Consider the following 19,351-nt stretch of genomic DNA (forward strand, 5'->3'; position numbering starts at 1 on the left):
GATCGCTCCACCGCCTTTTGTATTACCCGCTGCGTCAGCGCGTCTTGATGCGCGCCAGCACGTCCGCCAACTGCCCACGATCCGCAGCGCGTTTGGCGGCCGTGCGCTGTGCCAGGTTGTGCAGCTTGCGCCGCACGCCGGGCAGATCGGCCGCATGGGCAAGGCCGATCAAACCGAAATCCGGCTGCTCATCCTCGAGCGATTGCAGAAAGGCGCACGATGGCTCGCATCGGCCAGGCGCACGAGCGCTTCAGCGATCAGCTTCGCATCCTCGGCATAGTCGTGCACCGGCAGCCAGGCCAGGTCGATGTCCACGGACAGACGCGGCAGGTCATGCTCGAACAGGTTGATTGCGGTGCCGCCCTTGAGCGCGAAGCGCGGCTCCTGGGCCAGCACCGGCAGGATCTCCACCAGCAACCGCACACGGTCGGTATAGCGTCGATCCCATCGATCAAGCCAGGCGATCATCGAGGTCTCCCGGCAAGGTGATCTGGTAGGTCGGATGCAGGCGTCCGCCGGTCAGCAACGCGCGCTTACCCCGGCCCAGATCGACGCCATCCATTGACACGTGGGCCAGCCAGGCATGCCGATGACGATCGGCCAGCGCCAGGAACAGCCGCTTGGCCTTGATGCTGCCGCAGTGGCGCAGCAGCAGAGCGACGCGCTGTGGTCGCAGTGTGGTCATGGCCTGCATCAGCGCATCGGCCTCGTAGACCCCTGCCGCATCCGATACGCCATCGCACAACTCCAGCATGGCCCGCTCGGGCGTCGAGCAGACCAAGGCATCGACGCCAGGTGCAGCAGAGTGCAAGGCCAGACCCACCTTGGATAGCGCCGTCTCGAAGACTTCCGCAGTGAAGGACACGGCCGGCAGATCGAACGGCCCTTTGCCCTGGTACTCGAAGCGCTGCTCCATAGATAGTTTGCCGACCCAGCCCGGCGGAGGCGCTGGCCCATAAAGCGTGATCGTTCCGGCATCGCCCAAACGCAAGTAGTGCTCGTGCCCTTGCAAGGCCAGTGCGAAACGCCCGCCGACATGCAGTGGCATGCCCTCCCCGACCTGCAGGCTGCGGACCACACCATCCCATTGCAGCCGCCCGCCCGCGCGCATGTACACGCCACGCGCCGGCGACACCAGCCAGCCGCTGCCGACATAGCGCGCGACCAGGCTGTTGGAGTAGTCATGCGCGCGCAGCCAGCGGCTGGACACCAGGCGGGTATCGCCCAGTTCGCCCACCAAACGGTTCAATTTTCCTGAATTTTGAGCATCCATAGTGCTCAAAATACCATTTTTATAAACTTACGCCAAGGACTATAAGTTTGAAAATTCAGGAAAAAGATTATCCAGAGTGATCTTTTCTGGACAAATGAAAACCGCGTGTTGCCAACCAGAAGCGATCCTGGTCAACGTCATGGTGCGCGGCGCCCCCCCCCCAGATTTGAGTGGCGACCAGGCAAGAACTCCCCTCGCCGCCATCGTGGTTGAGGCGTGGCATGGAAGCACCATGGCAAGGCCGGGCGGCGTGTCGGTGAACCGTCCTTCGTGACGTACAGGCGGTGAACCATCAGCATCGAAGATGGCAGGCACATGCACAACCCAGTCCAGAGAGTCACGGCAAGTGTTAACGCTCCAACCATCGCCGTGACATGCGATTATTCAGGATCTGCGCATTCTTGGTATTCAGGGCGTCAAGTTTGACACGCCAATGCCGCTTCTATGCATCGAGTTGAACGTCGGACCACGCCCATCACTGAGTGGGATCCGAATGGCTATTGAGAGGAAGAAATATTGAAGGACCAAGAGAGCATCATCCGTTATTGGCATGCCGTCGAGTTACTGCAACCACAGTCGGCACCCAAGCTGAAAAAACGTAGCGGCCAATACGAGGCGTTCATCCACGACACACCCATCCAGCGCCCCATTGTTCCGTGGGTAGCGGAAAGCGTCGTCAGCAAACAGGGCCTACCCAAGAGGCGCGTATGGAGCCATACGCTTTTTGCCCATCTGTATGACAGTCGCCTCGTGGCCAACAAGTTCAACGAAGTCTATGGCGCCGATCAAGGCTATCGAGAGCCGCAGTTCCGTGAATCGGCGCTGTTCGCGGCAAAATTCACCATGGAAGGCCGGTTGGTCGATGACAGCTTCGTGCTTTCCAGCGAAGCGTGGTTCCTAGGACGCGTGCTGGCCAGAAAGGACTGGACCCGAGGATTCGAGGACGATCAAAGGACCATCGGCGACCACGCGAAGACGCTGCTCGAAGAGCAGGTGTCCAGCAACGCTTTGCGCGAACTGACTCAATGGATTCTCCAGTTTCTCGGCGTAGCTGATTTCTTTGGCGACCTGGATCGCCACCGATTTCGCTTTCGCTCCCAGCCCGTGCATCCCGACAAGCCCGAATCGGAAGACGATCCGCTCAACAGTTTCCTGCTCGACGATCTTGCCGATGTTGCCGACAACATCGGCAAGGGCGTGATAAGTGATCCGCTGGATCAGTATTTGCGTCGGCATGATCCCCAGCCGCGTTTGCACGTGGACGATGACCGTGCATCGCTCCCACTGATCGACCGACTGATGCCGAATGTCTATGCCGATAGCTGCTGGCCTACGGAGCATCACTTGGGCCTTGTGCATTCCCAGCAACTGGCCGTCAACACGATTCTGTCTACTCTGTCCAATGGACAGGGCTTGCTAGGCGTCAATGGTCCGCCTGGCACCGGAAAGACGACCCTATTGCGGGACTTGATTGCCTCCATCGTCACCAGCCGGGCTGACGTGCTTGCCACCTTACGTCGTGCCTCCGAAGGGTTCATGAGCAACGGACGGGAAGCTGCCAACGACGGTGGCAAGCAGCAGGCCTGTTTCAAGCTAAACCCGGCACTGTATGGCTTCGAGATCGTGGTTGCTTCGTCCAACAATGGTGCCGTGGAGAACGTCACGCTCGAATTGCCCCAGCGTGACAAGATCGACGAGAGCTGGCTACCCGAAGCCGAGTATTTCGCCGAGTTTGGGGAGCTGGTTGCCGGCAAGCCCGCTTGGGGGCTGATTTCCGGGCCATTGGGCAGCAAGACGCGACGGACCAAGTTCGTGAAGCGCTACTTCTATGGTCAGCGCCCCTCCGGCAGCGAATGCAAGCCTGACTCAGCAACTGAAGACGATACCGACCTCGAATCTGATACGGGCATCGACAGCATCGTGGACGGCCTGTTCTGCGATACCTCCACAGAGGCGGAGAGCGATGACGGCAGCGGCGATCAGGACGATGAGGCACCACCCGAGACAGAGAAAGGACCAAAGGGTTTGCTGGGGTGGCTCGGCGCGAATGCCGAGATCAACGCGACTCGTTCTTCTGAGGAGCGTCAAGCCTTATGGCAACAAGCCGTCTCTGACTACGAAGCGGTCAAGGCGGTGGCGCGCAAGGCATGCTCCGATGCCAATCGCATCCGTGAGCTGATCCAGGCTATTTGCCAGACTAGGAGGACGATTGCCGACAAGTCCAACGCACTTCGCGCACTCGAACAGGAGCTGACCGATGCGGTCAATCAGCTCTCGCGCTTGGATGCAGAGGAAAGCCGCCCCGCTAACACGGCACTCAAGCAGTGCCTGGACGCACTTGTGCAACACCAAACCCGCAAACCGGGTTTCTTGGCGAATTTGTTCAGCCTGTGGAGGACTCAGCGCGACTGGGATACAACGCAGGCATTGCTGGAAGGCCAGCATGATTTGGCTAAGGCCGAGTTCTCGCGGATCGCCCGCCTGACCACGCAACTCGACGCATCGAGGAGGAACTTGGAAAAGCAGATCGCCGATGCGCACCGCGCGCTTCAGCGATCGAAGGACAAAGAGCAAGCCTTGACGCGCGATGCCACCGGACTGGCAACTACATGCCGGGCCGATCACCTGCTCGCGTGGTTACAAGGCGGTGTCATCGGTCGTGGCGATGCCATTGAGTTAGCCGAGCCTTGGCGTATTGACGGTTGGCGGCAAGCACGTGCGCGCGTCTTCATCCAAGCATTAAAGCTCCATCAGACGTTCTTCGAGTTGGAGGCATCCCGGATGCGTTCCAACTTGTATTTCATTAACGGCCTGTTGACAGGCTCGCGTTATCAAGGGCTTTCACGGGATGCCATTCGCTCAGCGTGGGCTTCGCTGTTCATGGTCGTGCCGGTACTGAGCAGCACCTTCGCATCGTTCGCCCGCTCATTTGGTTCTTTGGGCGCCAGCGAGATCGGCTGGCTGTTCGTGGACGAGGCCGGCCAAGCTTCGCCCCAGGCGGCCGTGGGGGCACTGTGGCGGTCTCGCCGTGCGTTGCTGGTGGGAGACCCGCTGCAACTCAAGCCCATTGTCACCGTGTCCGATGCGGTGCTGGAACACATGCGCACACGCTACCGTGTCGAGCCACATTGGCTCCCCAACCATCAGTCCGCTCAGACGCTGGCTGACGAAGCCACCCCGTGGGGGCGCATGGCGGGACCGGCCGACAGCAAGACCTGGGTTGGGCTGCCGCTGGTCGTGCATCGTCGCTGTGACAAGCCCATGCACGAGTTGGCCAACCGCATCGCCTATGACGGAGCGATGGTGTATGGAACGATGGCACCGCGCGCGGACAAGGAAACACGCGCCAGTTTGCCGACGGGTTGGATACAAGCCAGCGGTCCATCCGAAGGAAACTGGGTGCCCGCCGAAGGCCATGCCCTACGCGAGTTGCTCGCGTTGTTGCATGAAGATGGTGTTACCGCCAAGGACATTTCGGTCATCACGCCCTTTAAGGCGGTCCAGCAAAATCTCAAGCGCATGCTCCGCAGCAAGATGGTGTCCGGCACGATCCACACCATGCAAGGCAAGGAAGCGCCGGTCGTCATCATGGTGCTGGGTGGCAATACGGAGGGATCAGGTGCTCGCAACTGGGCGGTATCGGAGCCCAACCTCCTGAACGTCGCGGCGACGCGCGCCAAACGTCGCTTCTACGTGGTCGGCGACAGAAGCGACTGGAAGCAGCGCGCTTTGTTCTGCGACGTTATGGATCTACTACCACTTCAGAAGATCCCGGCACGCGAACAAGTTCCGCTGCCAAAATAGCTTCAGTCTGGAATGGGTGGTGCTTGGTGCTGCTCGTCGCAGCCGGGCGCGGCCAACGGGCGGCGCCCGGACGTTCTTGGAGGGCCCCGGTGCCACTGCGCCGGGGCCGATTTTTCAGCACGCGTCACGATTTTCGCCACGCTTACTCTTTCGTTTCGACAATCCACCATGCGGCATGGTGATAGCTCCTAGCGGTAGGGATGCAGCAGCGAGAGATGCGGCGAGAGCTGCTGCCTGCCCCTGCCGCGTGGGGAATTAGCCTTTCAACTGGCGCAGGCCATCGGCCAGCAGCCACAGGGCGCGATTGAGGCGGATGCCGTTGTCGATGCCTTGCACCGGACGCGTGGTCTGGCGGCGACCATTCGCTGCGCGGGAGGACAGGCCGCCTTTGATGAGGTTTTCTTGCGTGCGGTTGAACACGCTCCACAGGTCGCGGCGGCTGTCGTCGTGACGGCGCGGCATCAGCATTTGCGATTCCGTGGTGGGCGCGGGCGTGGCTTCGTCGTACTTCAACGCTAGCGCAGCGCGGGCGAACACTTCCGCCTTGCCGTTGTCGAGCGTGATGGACTGCATGGCATCGCGGGATGCCTGCGCGCGGTCGAAGCCGTGCAGGACTTCGTAAGCGCCTTCGATGACGTGCCCGGCTACGTCGCCCTTGTGGGATACGCGCACGTCCGCCACGGTGTCGCCGCAGACAAGGCCATTGCTGCACACGAACCGGAACATGCCGGCCAACATCTGATAGCTGCTGGTGCCGTCATGCGAGTTCAGCAGGATGATTTCGTTGGCTTCGCGTCCGTTGATCTGGCTGGCATGGCGCAGCCGGATCATGTGCTTGGTGTAGTCGCGGCGGTCTTCCTGCCGCACGCGGGTCTGGCACACCATGAAAGGCTCAAAACCTTCGCCGCGCAGTTCTTGCAGCACCGTGGCGGTGGGGATGTAGCTGTATCGCTCGGAGCGGCTTTCGTGCGGGGCGTCCGCGAAGATGGAAGACGCTACGGCGCGGATTTGATCGTCGGACAAGGGATATTCCGAACGCAGTACCGGCGAGCGCGAAGCGAAACGGGAAGCGAGTTGCATGGCATTTCTCCTGACGAAAAGAGTTGGCTGTTCAAGCCGCACACCGCATTCCTAGATTCGGAGCCCGCCTTTCGGCGGTTCTGTGCGGTCGGCACGAGAAACCCGGTTGGCCCTGTTGCCACCGTCTTTCCTGAGTTCATCGCCCGCGACGGTCAGGAGCGCGCCCGGATCGAGGAATCCGGGCCATAGGCACCAGCGATGGAAGCCCGTAGGGGGCGAAACTCGCGCAGCGAGGTTCGATGCGAAGCACGAGAGCGCGGCCCAGCCCTGCCGGGGACGCCCGCCCGCCTGGCTATTCCAGACACTTGCTCGTAGCCGATTTTTTGCGGACCGCCGGTGCTACGGATCGGTGGACTGCGAAGTCACCAAGGCGTCCCTCGATACCAACTGGGGGGACGACGATCACGATGGCGAACCGCCCATGCGCATCGTGTCCGAAGCCTATGCCGAGTTACTGGGCCTGGAGTTGCACGAGGTCGATGATCTCGCCGATGTAGAAGCAATGCCGCTGGACGGCAACAGCGGCGAAATGGTCTACGGCTACCTTCTCGACTTCACCGACGCTGCCTCGCCGGAGGTGGCGAAGAAGATCCTGCAACGTCACTCTTCGCTGCGCATCGAAGTCGGCCCCAGTTTCTTCGATGACGTGCGCTATGACGGCTGGCCCCGCTGACGGGACGCCAGCAGCGCATCCGTTTGGGATGCGCTGCTGGGGCGTCTGGCGACGCCCCAGCGCTGGGTTAAACAACGATCTTCCCGGCCCGCCGCGCATCGCGCGCGTAGGCACTCAGGCGTTTCTCCGCGTGAAAGTGCAAATAGTCCTCGAAGGACGTCAATTCACTCCCACTCAATAGTAGCCGGCGGCTTCCCCGAAATATCATAAACGACGCGAGAAATACCACGCAACTCATTGATAATTCTCGTCGAGCACTTATCAAGAAAGTCGTACGGCAGATGCGCCCAGTGCGCCGTCATGAAGTCGATCGTCTCCACGGCACGCAGCGCGATCACCCACTCGTAAGCCCGGCCGTCACCCACCACGCCCACCGAGCGCACCGGCAGGAACACCGCGAAAGCCTGGCTCACCCGGTCATACAGACCATGGCTGCGCAGCTCCTCGATGAAGATCGCATCGGCCCGCTGCAGCAGGTCGACGTATTCCGCCTTTACCTCGCCCAGCACGCGCACGCCCAGACCCGGACCCGGGAAGGGATGGCGATAGACCATCTCGCGCGGCAGGCCGAGCTCGACGCCGATGCGGCGGACTTCGTCCTTGAACAGCTCGCGCAACGGCTCGACCAGCTTGAGCTTCATGTGTTCCGGCAGGCCGCCGACGTTGTGATGGCTCTTGATGACGTGGGCCTTGCCCGTCTTGCTGCCGGCGGATTCGATGACGTCGGGATAGATCGTGCCCTGGGCCAGCCACTTCACGCCTTCAAGCTTGGCCGACTCTTCGTCGAAGATCTCGATGAACAGGCGGCCGATGACCTTGCGCTTGGCTTCCGGGTCTTCCACGCCAGCCAGCGCGTCGAAATAACGCTGCTTCGCATCCACGCGGATGACATGCACGCCCATGTGCTCGGCCATGGTGGTCATGACCTGGTCGCCTTCCTGGAAACGCAGCAGACCCGTATCGACGAAGACGCACGTCAGCTGGTTGCCGATGGCCTTCTCGAGTAGCGCGGCCACGACGGACGAATCCACACCGCCGCTGAGACCCAGGAGCACGCGATCGCTGCCGACCTGCTCGCGCACGCGGGCGACGGCGTCTTCGATGATGTGTGCGGCGTCCCACAGCGTGGCCGAGCCACAGAGGTCGACGACGAAACGGCGGAGGAGCTCCATGCCGCGCTTGGTGTGGGTCACTTCCGGGTGGAACTGGACGCCGTAGAAGCGGCGCGTGTCGTCGGCGATGGCGGCGAGCGGCAGGCTGGACGTCGACGCGGTGACCCTGAAACCTTCCGGGATCGCGGTGACGCGGTCGCCGTGCGACATCCATACACCCAGCGCCTCACCGTCCTCGACCACCGTGTCGAACAGCGCGCAGCTGCCGAAGGTGATGGTGGCCGGACCGAACTCGCGATCGTGGCCGGCCTCGACCTTGCCGCCGAGCTGTTCGGCCATGGTCTGCATGCCGTAGCAGATGCCCAGCACCGGCACGCCGAGGTCGAAGACCTGCTGGGGCGCGCGCGGCGAGTTGTCCTCGGTCACCGATTCCGGGCCGCCCGAAAGGATGACGCCCTTCGGGTTGAAGCCAGCGATCTCGTCCGGTGCGTGATCCCAGCCCCACACCTCGCAATAGACGCCGATCTCGCGGATGCGGCGGGCGATCAGCTGCGTGTACTGCGAACCGAAGTCGAGGATGAGGATCTTGTCGCTGTGGATATCGGTCATCGTGGCGGCCTGGCAGTATGAAATTTCTGGAGGCCCCGCGCGCTGCGCGTTGGCCTGAAAAAGCAGAACGCCCACTTGCGGCGGGCGTCCTGGGTCACCGGGGGGCGAGCGCGTGAGCGCATCAGTCCCGGCGGTAGTTCGGCGCTTCCTTCGTGATCTGGATGTCGTGCGGATGCGCTTCGAGCACACCGGCGCCGGTCACCTTCACAAACTGGGCCTTCTCGTGAATCTCTTCGATCGAGGCCGCGCCCATGTAACCCATGGAGGCACGCAGCCCGCCCATCATCTGGTGAATGATGTTGCGCAGGGGACCGCGATACGGCACGCGACCTTCGATGCCTTCCGGCACGAGCTTGTCGGCGTCGGCTTCGTCCTGGAAGTAACGGTCCTTGGAGCCCAGCTGCATGGCGCCAATGGAGCCCATGCCGCGGTAGCTCTTGTAGGAACGACCCTGGAACAGCTCGACCTCACCCGGGGCTTCTTCGGTACCGGCGAACATCGAGCCGAGCATGACCGAGGACGCGCCGGCGGCCAGTGCCTTGGGGATGTCGCCCGAGTAACGGATGCCGCCGTCGGCGATGAGCGGAATCTCGCCCTTCAGCGCGGTGGCGACCATGTCGATCGAGGTGATCTGCGGTACGCCGATACCGGTGACGATACGGGTGGTGCAGATGGACCCGGGACCCACACCGACCTTGACCGCGTCGACACCGGCGTCGAGCAGCGCACGCGCCGCCTCACCGGTGACGATGTTGCCGGCGATGACCTGGACCTGCGGGTAATGCTTCTTGACCCAGCCCGCGCGGTCGATGACCGCCTGCGAGTGACCATGCGCCGTGTCGACCACGACCACGTCCACGCCGGCGTCGACCAGGAGCTCGATGCGACGCTCGGTGTCGCCACCCACACCCACGGCGGCGCCCACGACCAGGCGCTCATGCGAGTCTTTGGCGGCGTTGGGATTGTCGCGGGCTTTCTGGATGTCCTTGACCGTGATCAGACCGCGCAGCTGGAAGCTGTCGTTGACGACCAGGACCTTTTCGATGCGGTTGCGGTGCAGCAGTTCGAGGACTTCGTCGTGCGAGGCGCCTTCCTTCACCGTGACCAGGCGATCTTCGCGGGTCATGATGTTGCGCACCGGATCGTCGTGCTTACGCTCGAAACGCAGGTCGCGGCTGGTGACGATGCCGACCAGCTTCTCGCCGTCGACGACCGGCACGCCGGAGATGTTGTGCGCGCGGGTCAGGGCCATGACGTCGCCGATCGAGGTGTCCGGACGGACGGTGATCGGGCTGCGGATGACGCCGGCTTCGAACTTCTTGACCAGGCGTACTTCAGCGGCCTGGAGCTCGGCGGTCATGTTCTTGTGGATGATGCCGATGCCGCCGTTCTGGGCCATCGTGATGGCGAGGCGGGCTTCGGTCACGGTGTCCATGGCGGCGGACACGATGGGTATATTCAGGCGCAGGCCGCGCGTGAACCGCGTTGAGGTATCCACATCACGGGGCATAACCGTGGAGTGGCCGGGAACCAGGAACACGTCATCGTAAGTGAGTGCCTCGGCAAGGATGCGCATAGCATTAGTCCCGCGAGTAAATCGCGGCATTATAGCGTGCGTTGCAGCAAAACGACAGCGCGACGAGTCCGCTCCGGTAGGATCCGGCCATGCCGGCGATCCCCTGCCTATCAACCGTCGAGAGCCTCCGCCGCCTCCAGCGTGTTCTCCATCAACGTCGCCACCGTCATCGGTCCCACCCCACCCGGCACCGGCGTGATCCATGACGCACGCTCGGCCGCGGGGGCGAATTCCACGTCGCCCACCAGACGCCCGTCCTCCAGGCGATTGATACCTACGTCGATGACCACGGCGCCCGGCTTGATCCATTCACCCCTGACCAGCCCCGGCTTACCCGCGGCCACGACGAGGATGTCCGCCTGCGCCACGAAGCCTTCGAGATTCTGGGTGAACTTGTGGCAGCAAGTGACTGTACTGCCTGCAATAAGTAGCTCCAGTGCGAGCGGCCGACCGACGTGATTTGAGACGCCAACGATGACCGCGTGCTCGCCGCGCACCGGGCGATCGGTATGACCCAGCAGCGTCATCACACCCTTGGGCGTGCACGGACGCAGACCGAAACGGCGCAGCGCGAGGCGACCGACATTGACCGCCTGGAAGCCATCGACATCTTTCATCGGATCGATCCGGTCGACCAGCGCCTCTTCATCGATATGCGCGGGCAGCGGCGACTGTACGAGGATGCCGTGCACCGCCGGATCCGCGTTGAGCTTGTCGATCAGCGCAAAAAGTTCTTCCTGCGACGTTTCGGCCGGAAGGTCGTAGCCGAACGACTTGAAGCCCACCTGCTGACAGGCTTTGCGCTTGTTCCTGACGTAAACCGCAGAGGCCGGGTCTTCGCCGACCAGAACCACCGCGAGTCCGGGGGCGCGATGCCCCTCGGTAACGCGTTTGGCGACACGACGCCCGATATGCTCGAGCAGTTCCTGGGCGATGCGCTTGCCGTCGAGAATACGTGCGGTCATGGGATATCGCCCTTTGGAAACCGGACATTATCCCCTGAGCTTACGACGCTTGCATACTCTCCGGCATGGCCATCGAAACCCTTCCCTACCCAAACGCCCTGACCGATGGGCGGATCACGCTTCGCCCGCACCGTACCGGCGACATGGAGGCCCTCGCCGAAGCCGTGCGCGAGTCCGTCGCGACCGTCGGCCGCTGGCAGGACTGGTGCCATGCGGGATACACGCCCATGGACGCGGCGGCATGGATCGCAACCTGCCAGAAGGCCTGGCTGATGGGCGAAGGCCATGAGTTCCTCGTGTTCGATGCAGCGACGGACGCACTGCTCGGCGGCATGGGCGTGAACCACCTCAATCGCGAGCACCGTTTTGCCAACCTCGGTTACTGGGTGCGTGAGTCGGCGCAGGGCCAGGGCGTCGCGGCACGGGCGGGCAAGCTCGCGGTCCAGTTCGCTTTCGAGGCCGTGCGGGTCTCGCGGCTGGAAATCGTCGCGGCGCACGACAACGTGCCGAGCCGGAAGACAGCTGAACGCATCGGAGGCATATTTGAAGGAATACTTCGTAACCGATTGGTTTTACAAAATAAACCTGTCGACGCTGCGATGTATTCCGTCGTGTCCGGGGATCGATTGTGAGCGAGTCTTCCGGCTTCCCGTAAGCATGAAGCCCGCAACCGACCCGCAACGCCTCAGCCGGCGATCGCGCACATCCGCTCGAGGTCCACATAGCCGTCGAAGGACGCCCCGTCACCGCAACCCGGGCACTGCGGATCGCGCCTCAGCTTCAGCTCGCGGAAACGCATGCCGAGGGCGTCGTAAGTCAGCAATCGTCCGACGAGCGTTTCGCCGACGCCAAGGATCAGCTTCATCGCTTCGGTGGCCTGCACCATGCCCACCAGTCCGGGAAGCACCCCCAGCACACCGGCCTCGCTGCAGTTGGGCGCATCGGCGGCCGCCGGCGGCTCGGGGAACAGGCAGCGGTAGCAGGGAGACTCCGCGCGTCGCGGATCGAACACACTCGCCTGACCAGTGAAGCGCTCGATCGCGGCATAGACCATGGGCAGCCCCAGGCGCCGCGTTGCCGCGGCCAGCAGGTAGCGCGTGGCGAAATTGTCCGCGCCATCGATCACCACGTCGTGGCCGCCGATCATCGCTTCGACGTTGTCCGCGCGGAGGCGCTCGACCACGACACGGACATGAATGCGCGGGTTGAGCGCAAGCAGCGTCATCCGGGCCGACTCCGCCTTGCTCATGCCCACGCGCGCGTCCGCATGGACGACCTGGCGATGCAGATTGGATCGCTCGACGCGATCGTCGTCGATCAGGGTTAGATGCCCGACGCCGGCCGCGGCGAGGTAAAGCAACGCCGGAGACCCCAGGCCGCCCGCCCCGATCACGGCCACGCGAGCGGCGGCAAGCCTGGACTGCCCAGCCTCACCGACCTGCGGTAGCAACACCTGTCGGGCGTAACGCTCAGCGGCGTCGCTATCGAGCGCACCCGCAAGCACCGGTAAGCCCGCGACCTTCCACGCCGCCATGCCGCCCGCGACCGACGACACCCGGGCATAGCCCATGCGCTGCAAGGCCTCGGCGGCGAGCAACGAGCGCTGGCCGCTGCCACAGAGCACGAGGATCTCGCGCTGCCGGTCCGGCTCGATCTGCTCGATGCGCAGCTCAAGAAATCCACGTGAGAGCCCGCTCGCACCTGCCGGCGTGCCCTCGCTGCGCTCGTTGTCCTCACGGACATCGATCAGCAATGCCCCGTCCAGCTGGCGGGACAAGGCATCGGTCGCGGCGATCTCGGGCACCCGCTGGCGCAACTCGGCCAGCCAGCGATCCCTACCCAGGTCTTCGGTCATGCGAGGCACCTCTGCGAGGGCGACGCTTACTTCTCGCGTCGCTTCGCGTTGCGGATCATTTCCCGGCGGCGGCGCTGCTGGCCCTCCGTCAGGACGTTCTTCTTGCCGGCGAACGGGTTCTCACCATCGCGGAAATCGATACGGATGGGCGTGCCTTCCAGCTTGTAACGCTTGCGGAAGAACCCTTCCAGGTAACGGCGGTAAGCCGGCGCGATGTGCTTGGTCCGGCTGCCGTGGATCACGATCGTCGGCGGATTGAATCCGCCCGGATGGGCGTAACGCAGCTTGGGCGCATGCCCGCGCACCAACGGCGGCTGATAGGCCTCGTAAGCCTGCTCGAGCGTCCGGGTCAGTTCGCTGGACGTCAGTACCTTCGTCGCTGCCCCGTGAGCACGGATGACCGCCTTCATGAGTTCTCGCAGGCCGGAGCCGTGCAGCGCGGAAATGAAGACCGTCTTCGCCCACTCGGCGAACTGCAGGCGGCGCTCGAGCGCTTTCTGCGTCTGCTCGCGGGCATAGGAATCCATGCCGTCCCACTTGTTCACCGCGATGACCAGCGCCCGGCCTTCTTCGATGGCGTGCCCGATGAGGGTCAGGTCCTGGTCGGCGAGATTTTCCCGGGCATCGATCAGAACGACCGTCACCTGCGACGCAGCAATGGACTGCAACGTCTTGATGACGCTGAATTTCTCTACCGCTTCCTCGACGCGTGCACGACGGCGCACGCCGGCGGTATCGATCAGCGTGTAGCGCTTGCCGTCACGCTCCAGCGATACCCGGATCGGATCGCGCGTGGTGCCGGCGAGGTCCGAAACGATGAGACGATCCTCGCCCAGCAGACGATTGATCAACGTGGACTTGCCGGCATTGGGACGACCGACGATCGCCACGCGGATGCCCTGATCTTCGAGCGCGGGGTCGTTATCCCTGTCGTCCGGCAGGTAACCGATGGCTTTGACCACCAGCACGTCGACGCCGCGGTTGTGCGCAGCGGACATGGGCAGCGTTTCGGCGATGCCGAACGAAGCGAACTCGCCCAGCGCCACGATTTCATCGACGCCGTCGGTCTTGTTGACGACGACGATGACCGGCTTGCCACTGCGGCGGAGCTCGGTGAGGATGCCGGCATCCAGCGGGAGGACGCCATCACGGGCATCCACCACGAAGACGAGCAGGTTGGCCTCGCAGATCGCGAGACGAACCTGCTGCGCGGTGAGGCCTTCAATGCCTTCATCACTACCGGACAAGCCGCCGGTATCCACGACAACGAACGGTCGGGGACCGAGACGACAGACACCGTAGTGTCTGTCACGAGTGACGCCGGGCATATCGGCGACAAGAGCGTCCCTGCTACGCGTCAGCGCATTGAAGAGGGTCGACTTACCGACATTGGGACGGCCGACCAAAGCGACGACGGGCAACATGGGAGTTACATCTATCCTGTGGATCAGTTCGTCGCGATGCGGTAGGCGCCGATGTGGCCCTCGACATCTTCAACGAACACGGTGTCACCCACCACGAGGGGCTGGGCACGAATGGCTTTCTTGGACAGGCGCTCACGTGCGGCGATCTTGCCGTCGCCGACCGCCAGCCAGTGGATGTGACCGTCGAGGTCGCCGACCACGGCATAGTTGCCCTGGATCGCCGGCCCGGTCAGCCAGCGGTACTTGAGACCCGCCTGCTTCCAGATGTTGGCGCCGCTGCTCTTGTCGAAGGCGAAAACCTGCGACTGGTCGTCGACACCGTAGACGGCGTTGTCTTTCACGTCCAGCGAGGTGAACGTCGAGAAGCCGTGGTTCCACAGCGGACGCCCGCTCGGGCCGTCGATCGCGGTGAGGTTGCCATGGTACGCGGCGCCGTAAAGCGTGGTGCCATCGAGGACCAGCGAGCCATCGGCGTCGTTCAGGCGATCGATCTCGGTACGGCCTTCACCACTGGCGAGCGTCTGCTCCCAGAGCTTTTCACCGTTGTCCAGGCGAATGGCGATCAGCTTGCCGGCATCGCTGCCGACGAACACCACGCCGTTGGCGATCAGCAGGCGACCGTTGCCACGCAGGCTGAGGAGCGGCACCTGGGCCTGGTCGAACACCCAGCGGCGCTCGCCATTGCTGGCGTCGATGCCGTAGATGCGACCGTCGTTGCAGCGAACGACGACCAGACCGTTGACGATGACCGGTGCCGTGATGACTTCCGACGACAGCTCGGACGACCAGCGACGCTCGCCGTCCTTCGCGTTGATACCGTACAGATGTCCATCCAGCGTGCCGATGGCGACGAGGTCGCCGGCGGCGCCGGGGCCGCCGGAGAAGCGCGCGTCTTCGCGCTTGGCGTCGCCCCAGCCGAACCAGCCGTGCTGGCGGGTGCTCTTGGACCACAGCTTCTTGCCGGTCGACGCCTCGAAGGCGGCGATCTTGCCGTCGGTGCTGGCGGCGTAAAGCACGTTGTCGACGACGGTCGGACGCATACGCACACCGGACTCGGCGGCGCCGTCACCGATGCTGGACTTCCAGAGACGCTCGACCTTGAGGGTCGGCTCAAACTTCTTGTCGAGCGGGGTCGGCGGTTCGACGTTTTCCTTCTTGAACGAGTGGCAGCCGGCCAGAACGACCAGCGACGAAGTCAACGCGATTGCCCAAAAACGTTTCATGCACCCTGCTTCCCGGCCACTGCCAGATCATCGAGCTTTGTTTGAACCACACCGCGTTGCGGTGAGCTGTCGCCCATCGCGGCGATCGCCGCCTGATAGGCCTTGCGTGCGTCGTCGTGGCGTCCAAGCTTGACCAGCGCATCGCCGCGGAGTTCCTGCGCGATGGCCACAAACGACTTGCCCGGCATCGCGTCCAGCGCGGTGAGGGCGTCCTGTGGCTTGTTCTGGGCAAACTTGAGTTGTGCGACACGAAGCTGCACGAGTGTCTTGAGCGCGTCGTCCCTGGCATGGGCCACGGCCCAGTCCAGGTCGCCCGAAGCCTTGTCGAGCTGACCGGCCATGACGTTGCGCTGCGCCCGCTCGCCCGCTGCGAAGACGGACCAGGCGGTGTCCGCATAATCCTTCAGCAGCGTTTCGGTGTGGACGTCGATCGCATTGGCGTTGTTCTGCGCCACGGCCGCCTGAAGCGCCGAATATTCCCCGGCCGCCGCCTGCTCGTGACCGGCGCGGTGCGACTTCCACTGCTGCCAGCCAAAGATCAGCACGAGGCCCAGCGCGATGCCGACGGCGATCGAAACGCCGTTCTTGCGCAGCCATTGCTGGACGCGTTCGCCTTGTTCGTAGTCGTCGTATACGTCGAAAGACATGCAATCACCCACTGCGCTCCGCGCAGCACATCCTGAAGGGAACAAGCCCGCACCTGCCATCTGACGATGACGGGGCGGATCAATAGGCAAGGATAACCGAAAAGCGCGGGCCGGCGGCGCCGCGCTGAGACGGAACCACGCTCGCGGCGATCAGTTGGAGACCGGCGTCGCCTTGCCGTCGCGGATATCCACACGGAAACGGGCGACGTTGGCGCGGCGGAACGCGTCGATCTGCACGGCCTGCCCGTCCACCGAGGCCTGGGCACCCGTGGCATTGCCGATGCGGACATCCAGAGGGCTGTCGCTGCGGTAGGACTTCTGCGTTCCGGCAGGCAGGATGCCGTACTCCAGACGCGAGCCATCGGCGGCCGTCACTTCGACCCAGCTCGCGGACGGCAACGACAGGGAAAGGCTGTGCGCGCCCTGCCCCTGAGCCTTCGCCGCGTCATCGACGACAGGCGCGGCGGCGGCGGTAGCCAGCGGCGCCCTGGCGGCGCCCCGGTCCAGCGGCGGGAACATGGCCATCGACGCCAGCAGCGGTTGCTGGTCCTCGGCGCGGGGCTCCGACACGGCCGCCGGCCTGGCGGGGGCGGCATCGCTCGCGAGCGCGGTGGACGAGGCGCCGGCCGGGGCGTCCTGCTGAGCGACGGGAGCGGCATCCAGCGGAGCCAGGCGCGGCATATCGCGATCGAGCGTGCCGCGTACGCCGAGCCAGACCATGGGCACGACGATCACCGCGGTCAGCACGACGTACGTGGCGGCGGTCACATAGCGCTCGAGCAGATAGCGCGAATGGGACACCCCACCGGTGACGACGAGCTCCGGCTGGCGCGGGGTCAGGCGCGCGAGCTCGGCCTGAATGGCTTCCGGGTCGACGCCGAGATGGTTGCCGTATTTACTGAGATAGCCGGCCAGATAAACCTGGTAGTCGATGCCACCGTACTCGCCCGCTTCCAGCTGGCGCAGCAGGCGCGACGGCAGACGCAACGCCTGGCCGCAGGCCTCGATGGTGTAGCCACGCGCCTCCCGGGCGGCACGCAGACGGGCTCCGAAGCCCGTGGTGCCAGCGCCGAGGTCGATGAGGACGCGACCGCCCTCGTCAGCGTTCACATCGAGCTGGGGATCCATGGCTTGCTCCGTGTGTGCGTTCGGCGCGAGCCCGGCGAACAGATCCTGTTCGCGATCGTCCCGACCGGAAGAATTCGAAGGTACGGATGTCATTGACGTGCGCTGGCTTCGAGTGAGCGCGCTTGTTCCGAATCCGGGAACTGTGAGCGCAACCGTTTGGCATAGTCCTGGGCAACCTCCCCGTTGCCCAGACGGAGCTCGATATCGCGACCGAGCTTCAACGAATCCGGAGTGGGCCTGGCCAGCGCTTCATAGCGCTGCATGAAGGCCCGTGCCCGGAACGCATCGTTCTTAAGGTACAACAGGTAAGCCATCTGATACAGGGCATCGGCGTTGTTGCCATTACGCTCGAGCGCCCTGCGGAAGTAACCTTCCGCGGCCTCGTAATCGTGAGCCTGGATCTGGCAGGTGCCCGCGTTGGTCATGGCCAGGTCGGGCGTTTCGTAAAACGGATCCGCCAGGGCACGATCGAAGAACGGTTTGGCCTCGCCTGCACGCCCCTGCTTGCACAGGAACACGGCGAGATTGTTGTTCAGCGACCCCTTTTTCGGATCGAACTCGATGGCCTTACGGTAGTGCAGCTCCGCATTGACCGGATCGTTGATCCGCTCGTAAAGCACCGCGATCACCGTGTGGGCGGGCACATATCTGGGATCGAAGCTCAGCGCTTTCTGCAGTTTTTCCATCGCGCCCTGCAGGTTGCCGCTCTCCATGTAGCGCTGACCGAGTTCGGTGTGCACCTGAGCTCCCTTGGCGCGCTCATCCGCCGCCGTGGCGGGCTTCAGGACCGAGCCGTCACCCACGCAGCCGGTGCACGCCCACACGAGCGCCACCAGCATCCCCCACCGCTCAAGCCGCATTCACCACTCCCTCTTCCAGCTTCTTGCGGAATTCCGCCTGACGGCGCGTGCGATCGACCACCTGCCCTTTCAGCTGGCCGCAAGCGGCGTCGATGTCGTCACCACGGGTGCGGCGAAGCATCGTAAGTACACCGGCGTTGAGCAGCTGGGTCTGGAAGTTGCGGATGTCTTCCTGATTGGAGCGCTCGAAGCGCGTTCCCGGGAAAGGATTGAACGGAATGAGGTTGACCTTGTTCGCGCCCGGCAGGCGGCGCATGAACTTGATCAGCTGCCTGGCATGTTCGGGGCGATCGTTGATGCCCTTCATCAGCGTGTATTCGAACGTGATCGAGGTGCGCGGCGCGCGATTGATGTAGCGCTCGCAGGCCGCCATGAGCTCCGCCAGCGGGTAGCGCTTGTTCAGCGGGACCAGCTCGGTGCGCAGCTCGTCGTTGGCCGCATGAAGCGAGACGGCCAGCGAGACGTCGCTTTCCGTCGAAAGCTTGTCGATCATCGGAACGAGGCCGGCCGTGGAGAGCGTGACGCGCTTGCTGGCCAGGCCGAAGCCCAGGTCGTCGCGCATCAGACTCATGGCCTTCACCACGTTGTCGAAATTGAGCAGCGGCTCACCCATGCCCATCATCACCACGTTGGTGATGCGGCGTTGCTGGTGAGGCACGTTGCCCAGATGTTTGGCCGCGACCCAGACCTGACCGATGATCTCGGCCGTCGACAGGTTGCGGGAGAAACCCTGCGTTGCCGTGGAGCAGAACTGGCAGTTCAGGGCGCAGCCGACCTGCGACGACACGCAAAGCGTTCCGCGGGTCGGCTCCGGGATGTACACGGTCTCGATGGCGTTGCCGCCATCCATACCGAGCAGCCACTTCTGGGTGCCGTCGACCGCGGTCTTTTCGAACGCGGTCTTGGGCGGGCCCACATAGCAGCTGGCGCTGAGCTTTTCACGCAACGCCTTGCCGACATCGGTCATATTCTCGAAATCGCTTTCAAGACGGTGGTAGATCCACTTCATGACCTGTTCGGCGCGATAGGGCTTCTCGCCGAGCTGGGCGAAGAAATCGCGCAGCCCCTGGCGATCGAAATCGAGCAGGTTGACCTTGTCAGCAGGCGTATTCACGGCGTGTC

At 63.6% G+C, this 19,351-nt stretch carries 17 protein-coding genes; 3 read left to right on the forward strand and 14 right to left on the reverse strand.

What is annotated here, in order from left to right; genetic code table 11:
* Nucleotides 1–34: 34 nt before the first annotated feature.
* The 3 genes from FA87_RS21150 to FA87_RS09445 are packed head-to-tail and all read right to left on the reverse strand — an operon-like array spanning nt 35 to nt 1,273.
* Nucleotides 35–172: a hypothetical protein gene (locus FA87_RS21150; RefSeq protein ID WP_239709035.1), complete on the reverse strand. Its 138-nt coding sequence runs from the start codon at nt 170–172 to the stop codon at nt 35–37.
* A complete protein-coding gene (locus tag FA87_RS09440) occupies nt 169–468 on the reverse strand; it encodes a nucleotidyl transferase AbiEii/AbiGii toxin family protein (RefSeq protein ID WP_052191259.1) in 300 nt (99 codons plus the stop codon). Before FA87_RS09440 ends, FA87_RS21150 begins: the two co-directional genes overlap by 4 nt.
* A complete protein-coding gene (locus FA87_RS09445) occupies nt 452–1,273 on the reverse strand; it encodes a type IV toxin-antitoxin system AbiEi family antitoxin domain-containing protein (RefSeq protein ID WP_043694111.1) in 822 nt (273 codons plus the stop codon). Before FA87_RS09445 ends, FA87_RS09440 begins: the two co-directional genes overlap by 17 nt.
* Before the next feature lie 516 nt (nt 1,274–1,789).
* Here FA87_RS09445 and FA87_RS09450 point away from each other — a divergent pair.
* Nucleotides 1,790–5,077, forward strand: a complete 3,288-nt coding sequence (locus FA87_RS09450) for an ATP-binding protein (RefSeq protein WP_043694114.1) — start codon at nt 1,790–1,792, stop codon at nt 5,075–5,077.
* A 255-nt stretch (nt 5,078–5,332) separates the two neighbouring features.
* Here the strand turns inward: FA87_RS09450 and FA87_RS09455 are convergent, their stop codons facing one another.
* Nucleotides 5,333–6,157 carry a DUF932 domain-containing protein gene (locus FA87_RS09455; protein WP_043694116.1) on the reverse strand — a complete coding sequence of 275 codons (825 nt, stop codon included), beginning with the start codon at nt 6,155–6,157 and terminating at the stop codon, nt 5,333–5,335.
* A gap of 421 nt (nt 6,158–6,578) precedes the next feature.
* Between FA87_RS09455 and FA87_RS09460 the strand changes: the two genes are divergently transcribed.
* A complete protein-coding gene (locus FA87_RS09460; RefSeq protein ID WP_197062395.1) occupies nt 6,579–6,830 on the forward strand; it encodes a hypothetical protein in 252 nt (83 codons plus the stop codon).
* A 164-nt stretch (nt 6,831–6,994) separates the two neighbouring features.
* On the opposite strand, the gene guaA is transcribed toward FA87_RS09460, so the two are convergent.
* The 3 genes from guaA to folD all read right to left on the reverse strand — a co-directional run bounded on the left by guaA (nt 6,995) and on the right by folD (nt 11,092).
* The gene (gene guaA / locus FA87_RS09465) at nt 6,995–8,551 is read right to left on the reverse strand and encodes a glutamine-hydrolyzing GMP synthase (RefSeq protein WP_043697799.1); all 1,557 of its coding nucleotides are present in this window, start codon (nt 8,549–8,551) and stop codon (nt 6,995–6,997) included.
* Between the two features lie 121 nt (nt 8,552–8,672).
* Nucleotides 8,673–10,127 (reverse strand): IMP dehydrogenase, encoded by a 1,455-nt coding sequence (gene guaB / locus FA87_RS09470; RefSeq protein ID WP_036113016.1) that lies wholly within the window; start codon nt 10,125–10,127, stop codon nt 8,673–8,675.
* Between the two features lie 110 nt (nt 10,128–10,237).
* The gene (gene folD, locus FA87_RS09475; RefSeq protein ID WP_036113013.1) at nt 10,238–11,092 is read right to left on the reverse strand and encodes a bifunctional methylenetetrahydrofolate dehydrogenase/methenyltetrahydrofolate cyclohydrolase FolD; all 855 of its coding nucleotides are present in this window, start codon (nt 11,090–11,092) and stop codon (nt 10,238–10,240) included.
* Between the two features lie 65 nt (nt 11,093–11,157).
* Between folD and FA87_RS09480 the strand changes: the two genes are divergently transcribed.
* Nucleotides 11,158–11,724 carry a GNAT family N-acetyltransferase gene (locus FA87_RS09480; RefSeq protein WP_052191260.1) on the forward strand — a complete coding sequence of 189 codons (567 nt, stop codon included), beginning with the start codon at nt 11,158–11,160 and terminating at the stop codon, nt 11,722–11,724.
* Nucleotides 11,725–11,777: 53 nt separating this feature from the next.
* On the opposite strand, the gene moeB is transcribed toward FA87_RS09480, so the two are convergent.
* The 7 genes from moeB to rlmN form a co-directional block, all read right to left on the reverse strand.
* The gene (gene moeB / locus FA87_RS09485; RefSeq protein ID WP_043694119.1) at nt 11,778–12,947 is read right to left on the reverse strand and encodes a molybdopterin-synthase adenylyltransferase MoeB; all 1,170 of its coding nucleotides are present in this window, start codon (nt 12,945–12,947) and stop codon (nt 11,778–11,780) included.
* A gap of 26 nt (nt 12,948–12,973) precedes the next feature.
* Nucleotides 12,974–14,371 carry a ribosome biogenesis GTPase Der gene (gene der / locus FA87_RS09490; RefSeq protein WP_043694122.1) on the reverse strand — a complete coding sequence of 466 codons (1,398 nt, stop codon included), beginning with the start codon at nt 14,369–14,371 and terminating at the stop codon, nt 12,974–12,976.
* Between the two features lie 23 nt (nt 14,372–14,394).
* On the reverse strand, nt 14,395–15,594 hold the full coding sequence (bamB, locus tag FA87_RS09495) for an outer membrane protein assembly factor BamB (protein WP_036113002.1): 1,200 nt from the start codon (nt 15,592–15,594) through the stop codon (nt 14,395–14,397).
* On the reverse strand, nt 15,591–16,241 hold the full coding sequence (locus tag FA87_RS09500; protein WP_043694125.1) for a tetratricopeptide repeat protein: 651 nt from the start codon (nt 16,239–16,241) through the stop codon (nt 15,591–15,593). Before FA87_RS09500 ends, bamB begins: the two co-directional genes overlap by 4 nt.
* A 150-nt stretch (nt 16,242–16,391) precedes the next feature.
* A complete protein-coding gene (locus tag FA87_RS09505) occupies nt 16,392–17,369 on the reverse strand; it encodes a helix-turn-helix domain-containing protein (RefSeq protein ID WP_239709038.1) in 978 nt (325 codons plus the stop codon).
* Nucleotides 17,370–17,458: 89 nt separating this feature from the next.
* The gene (gene pilW / locus FA87_RS09510; protein WP_043694127.1) at nt 17,459–18,229 is read right to left on the reverse strand and encodes a type IV pilus biogenesis/stability protein PilW; all 771 of its coding nucleotides are present in this window, start codon (nt 18,227–18,229) and stop codon (nt 17,459–17,461) included.
* A complete protein-coding gene (gene rlmN, locus FA87_RS09515; protein ID WP_239709043.1) occupies nt 18,219–19,343 on the reverse strand; it encodes a 23S rRNA (adenine(2503)-C(2))-methyltransferase RlmN in 1,125 nt (374 codons plus the stop codon). The genes pilW and rlmN overlap by 11 nt, the downstream gene beginning before the upstream one ends.
* Nucleotides 19,344–19,351: the final 8 nt, after the last annotated feature.

The sequence above is a fragment of the Luteibacter sp. 9133 genome, from assembly GCF_000800155.1.
GTDB classification, from domain to species: domain Bacteria; phylum Pseudomonadota; class Gammaproteobacteria; order Xanthomonadales; family Rhodanobacteraceae; genus Luteibacter; species Luteibacter mycovicinus.

Excerpts from the sequence above, each read along its gene's own strand:
- FA87_RS09440 (WP_052191259.1), bottom strand. The coding sequence starts at position 468 with ATGATCGCCTGGCTTGATCGATGGGATCGACGCTATACCGACCGTGTG.
- FA87_RS09445 (WP_043694111.1), bottom strand. The coding sequence starts at position 1,273 with ATGGATGCTCAAAATTCAGGAAAATTGAACCGTTTGGTGGGCGAACTG.
- FA87_RS09455 (WP_043694116.1), bottom strand. The coding sequence starts at position 6,157 with ATGCAACTCGCTTCCCGTTTCGCTTCGCGCTCGCCGGTACTGCGTTCG.
- FA87_RS09460 (WP_197062395.1), top strand. The coding sequence starts at position 6,579 with ATGCGCATCGTGTCCGAAGCCTATGCCGAGTTACTGGGCCTGGAGTTG.
- guaA (WP_043697799.1), bottom strand. The coding sequence starts at position 8,551 with ATGACCGATATCCACAGCGACAAGATCCTCATCCTCGACTTCGGTTCG.
- guaB (WP_036113016.1), bottom strand. The coding sequence starts at position 10,127 with ATGCGCATCCTTGCCGAGGCACTCACTTACGATGACGTGTTCCTGGTT.
- folD (WP_036113013.1), bottom strand. The coding sequence starts at position 11,092 with ATGACCGCACGTATTCTCGACGGCAAGCGCATCGCCCAGGAACTGCTC.
- FA87_RS09480 (WP_052191260.1), top strand. The coding sequence starts at position 11,158 with ATGGCCATCGAAACCCTTCCCTACCCAAACGCCCTGACCGATGGGCGG.
- moeB (WP_043694119.1), bottom strand. The coding sequence starts at position 12,947 with ATGACCGAAGACCTGGGTAGGGATCGCTGGCTGGCCGAGTTGCGCCAG.
- der (WP_043694122.1), bottom strand. The coding sequence starts at position 14,371 with ATGTTGCCCGTCGTCGCTTTGGTCGGCCGTCCCAATGTCGGTAAGTCG.
- bamB (WP_036113002.1), bottom strand. The coding sequence starts at position 15,594 with ATGAAACGTTTTTGGGCAATCGCGTTGACTTCGTCGCTGGTCGTTCTG.
- FA87_RS09500 (WP_043694125.1), bottom strand. The coding sequence starts at position 16,241 with ATGTCTTTCGACGTATACGACGACTACGAACAAGGCGAACGCGTCCAG.
- FA87_RS09505 (WP_239709038.1), bottom strand. The coding sequence starts at position 17,369 with ATGGATCCCCAGCTCGATGTGAACGCTGACGAGGGCGGTCGCGTCCTC.
- pilW (WP_043694127.1), bottom strand. The coding sequence starts at position 18,229 with ATGCGGCTTGAGCGGTGGGGGATGCTGGTGGCGCTCGTGTGGGCGTGC.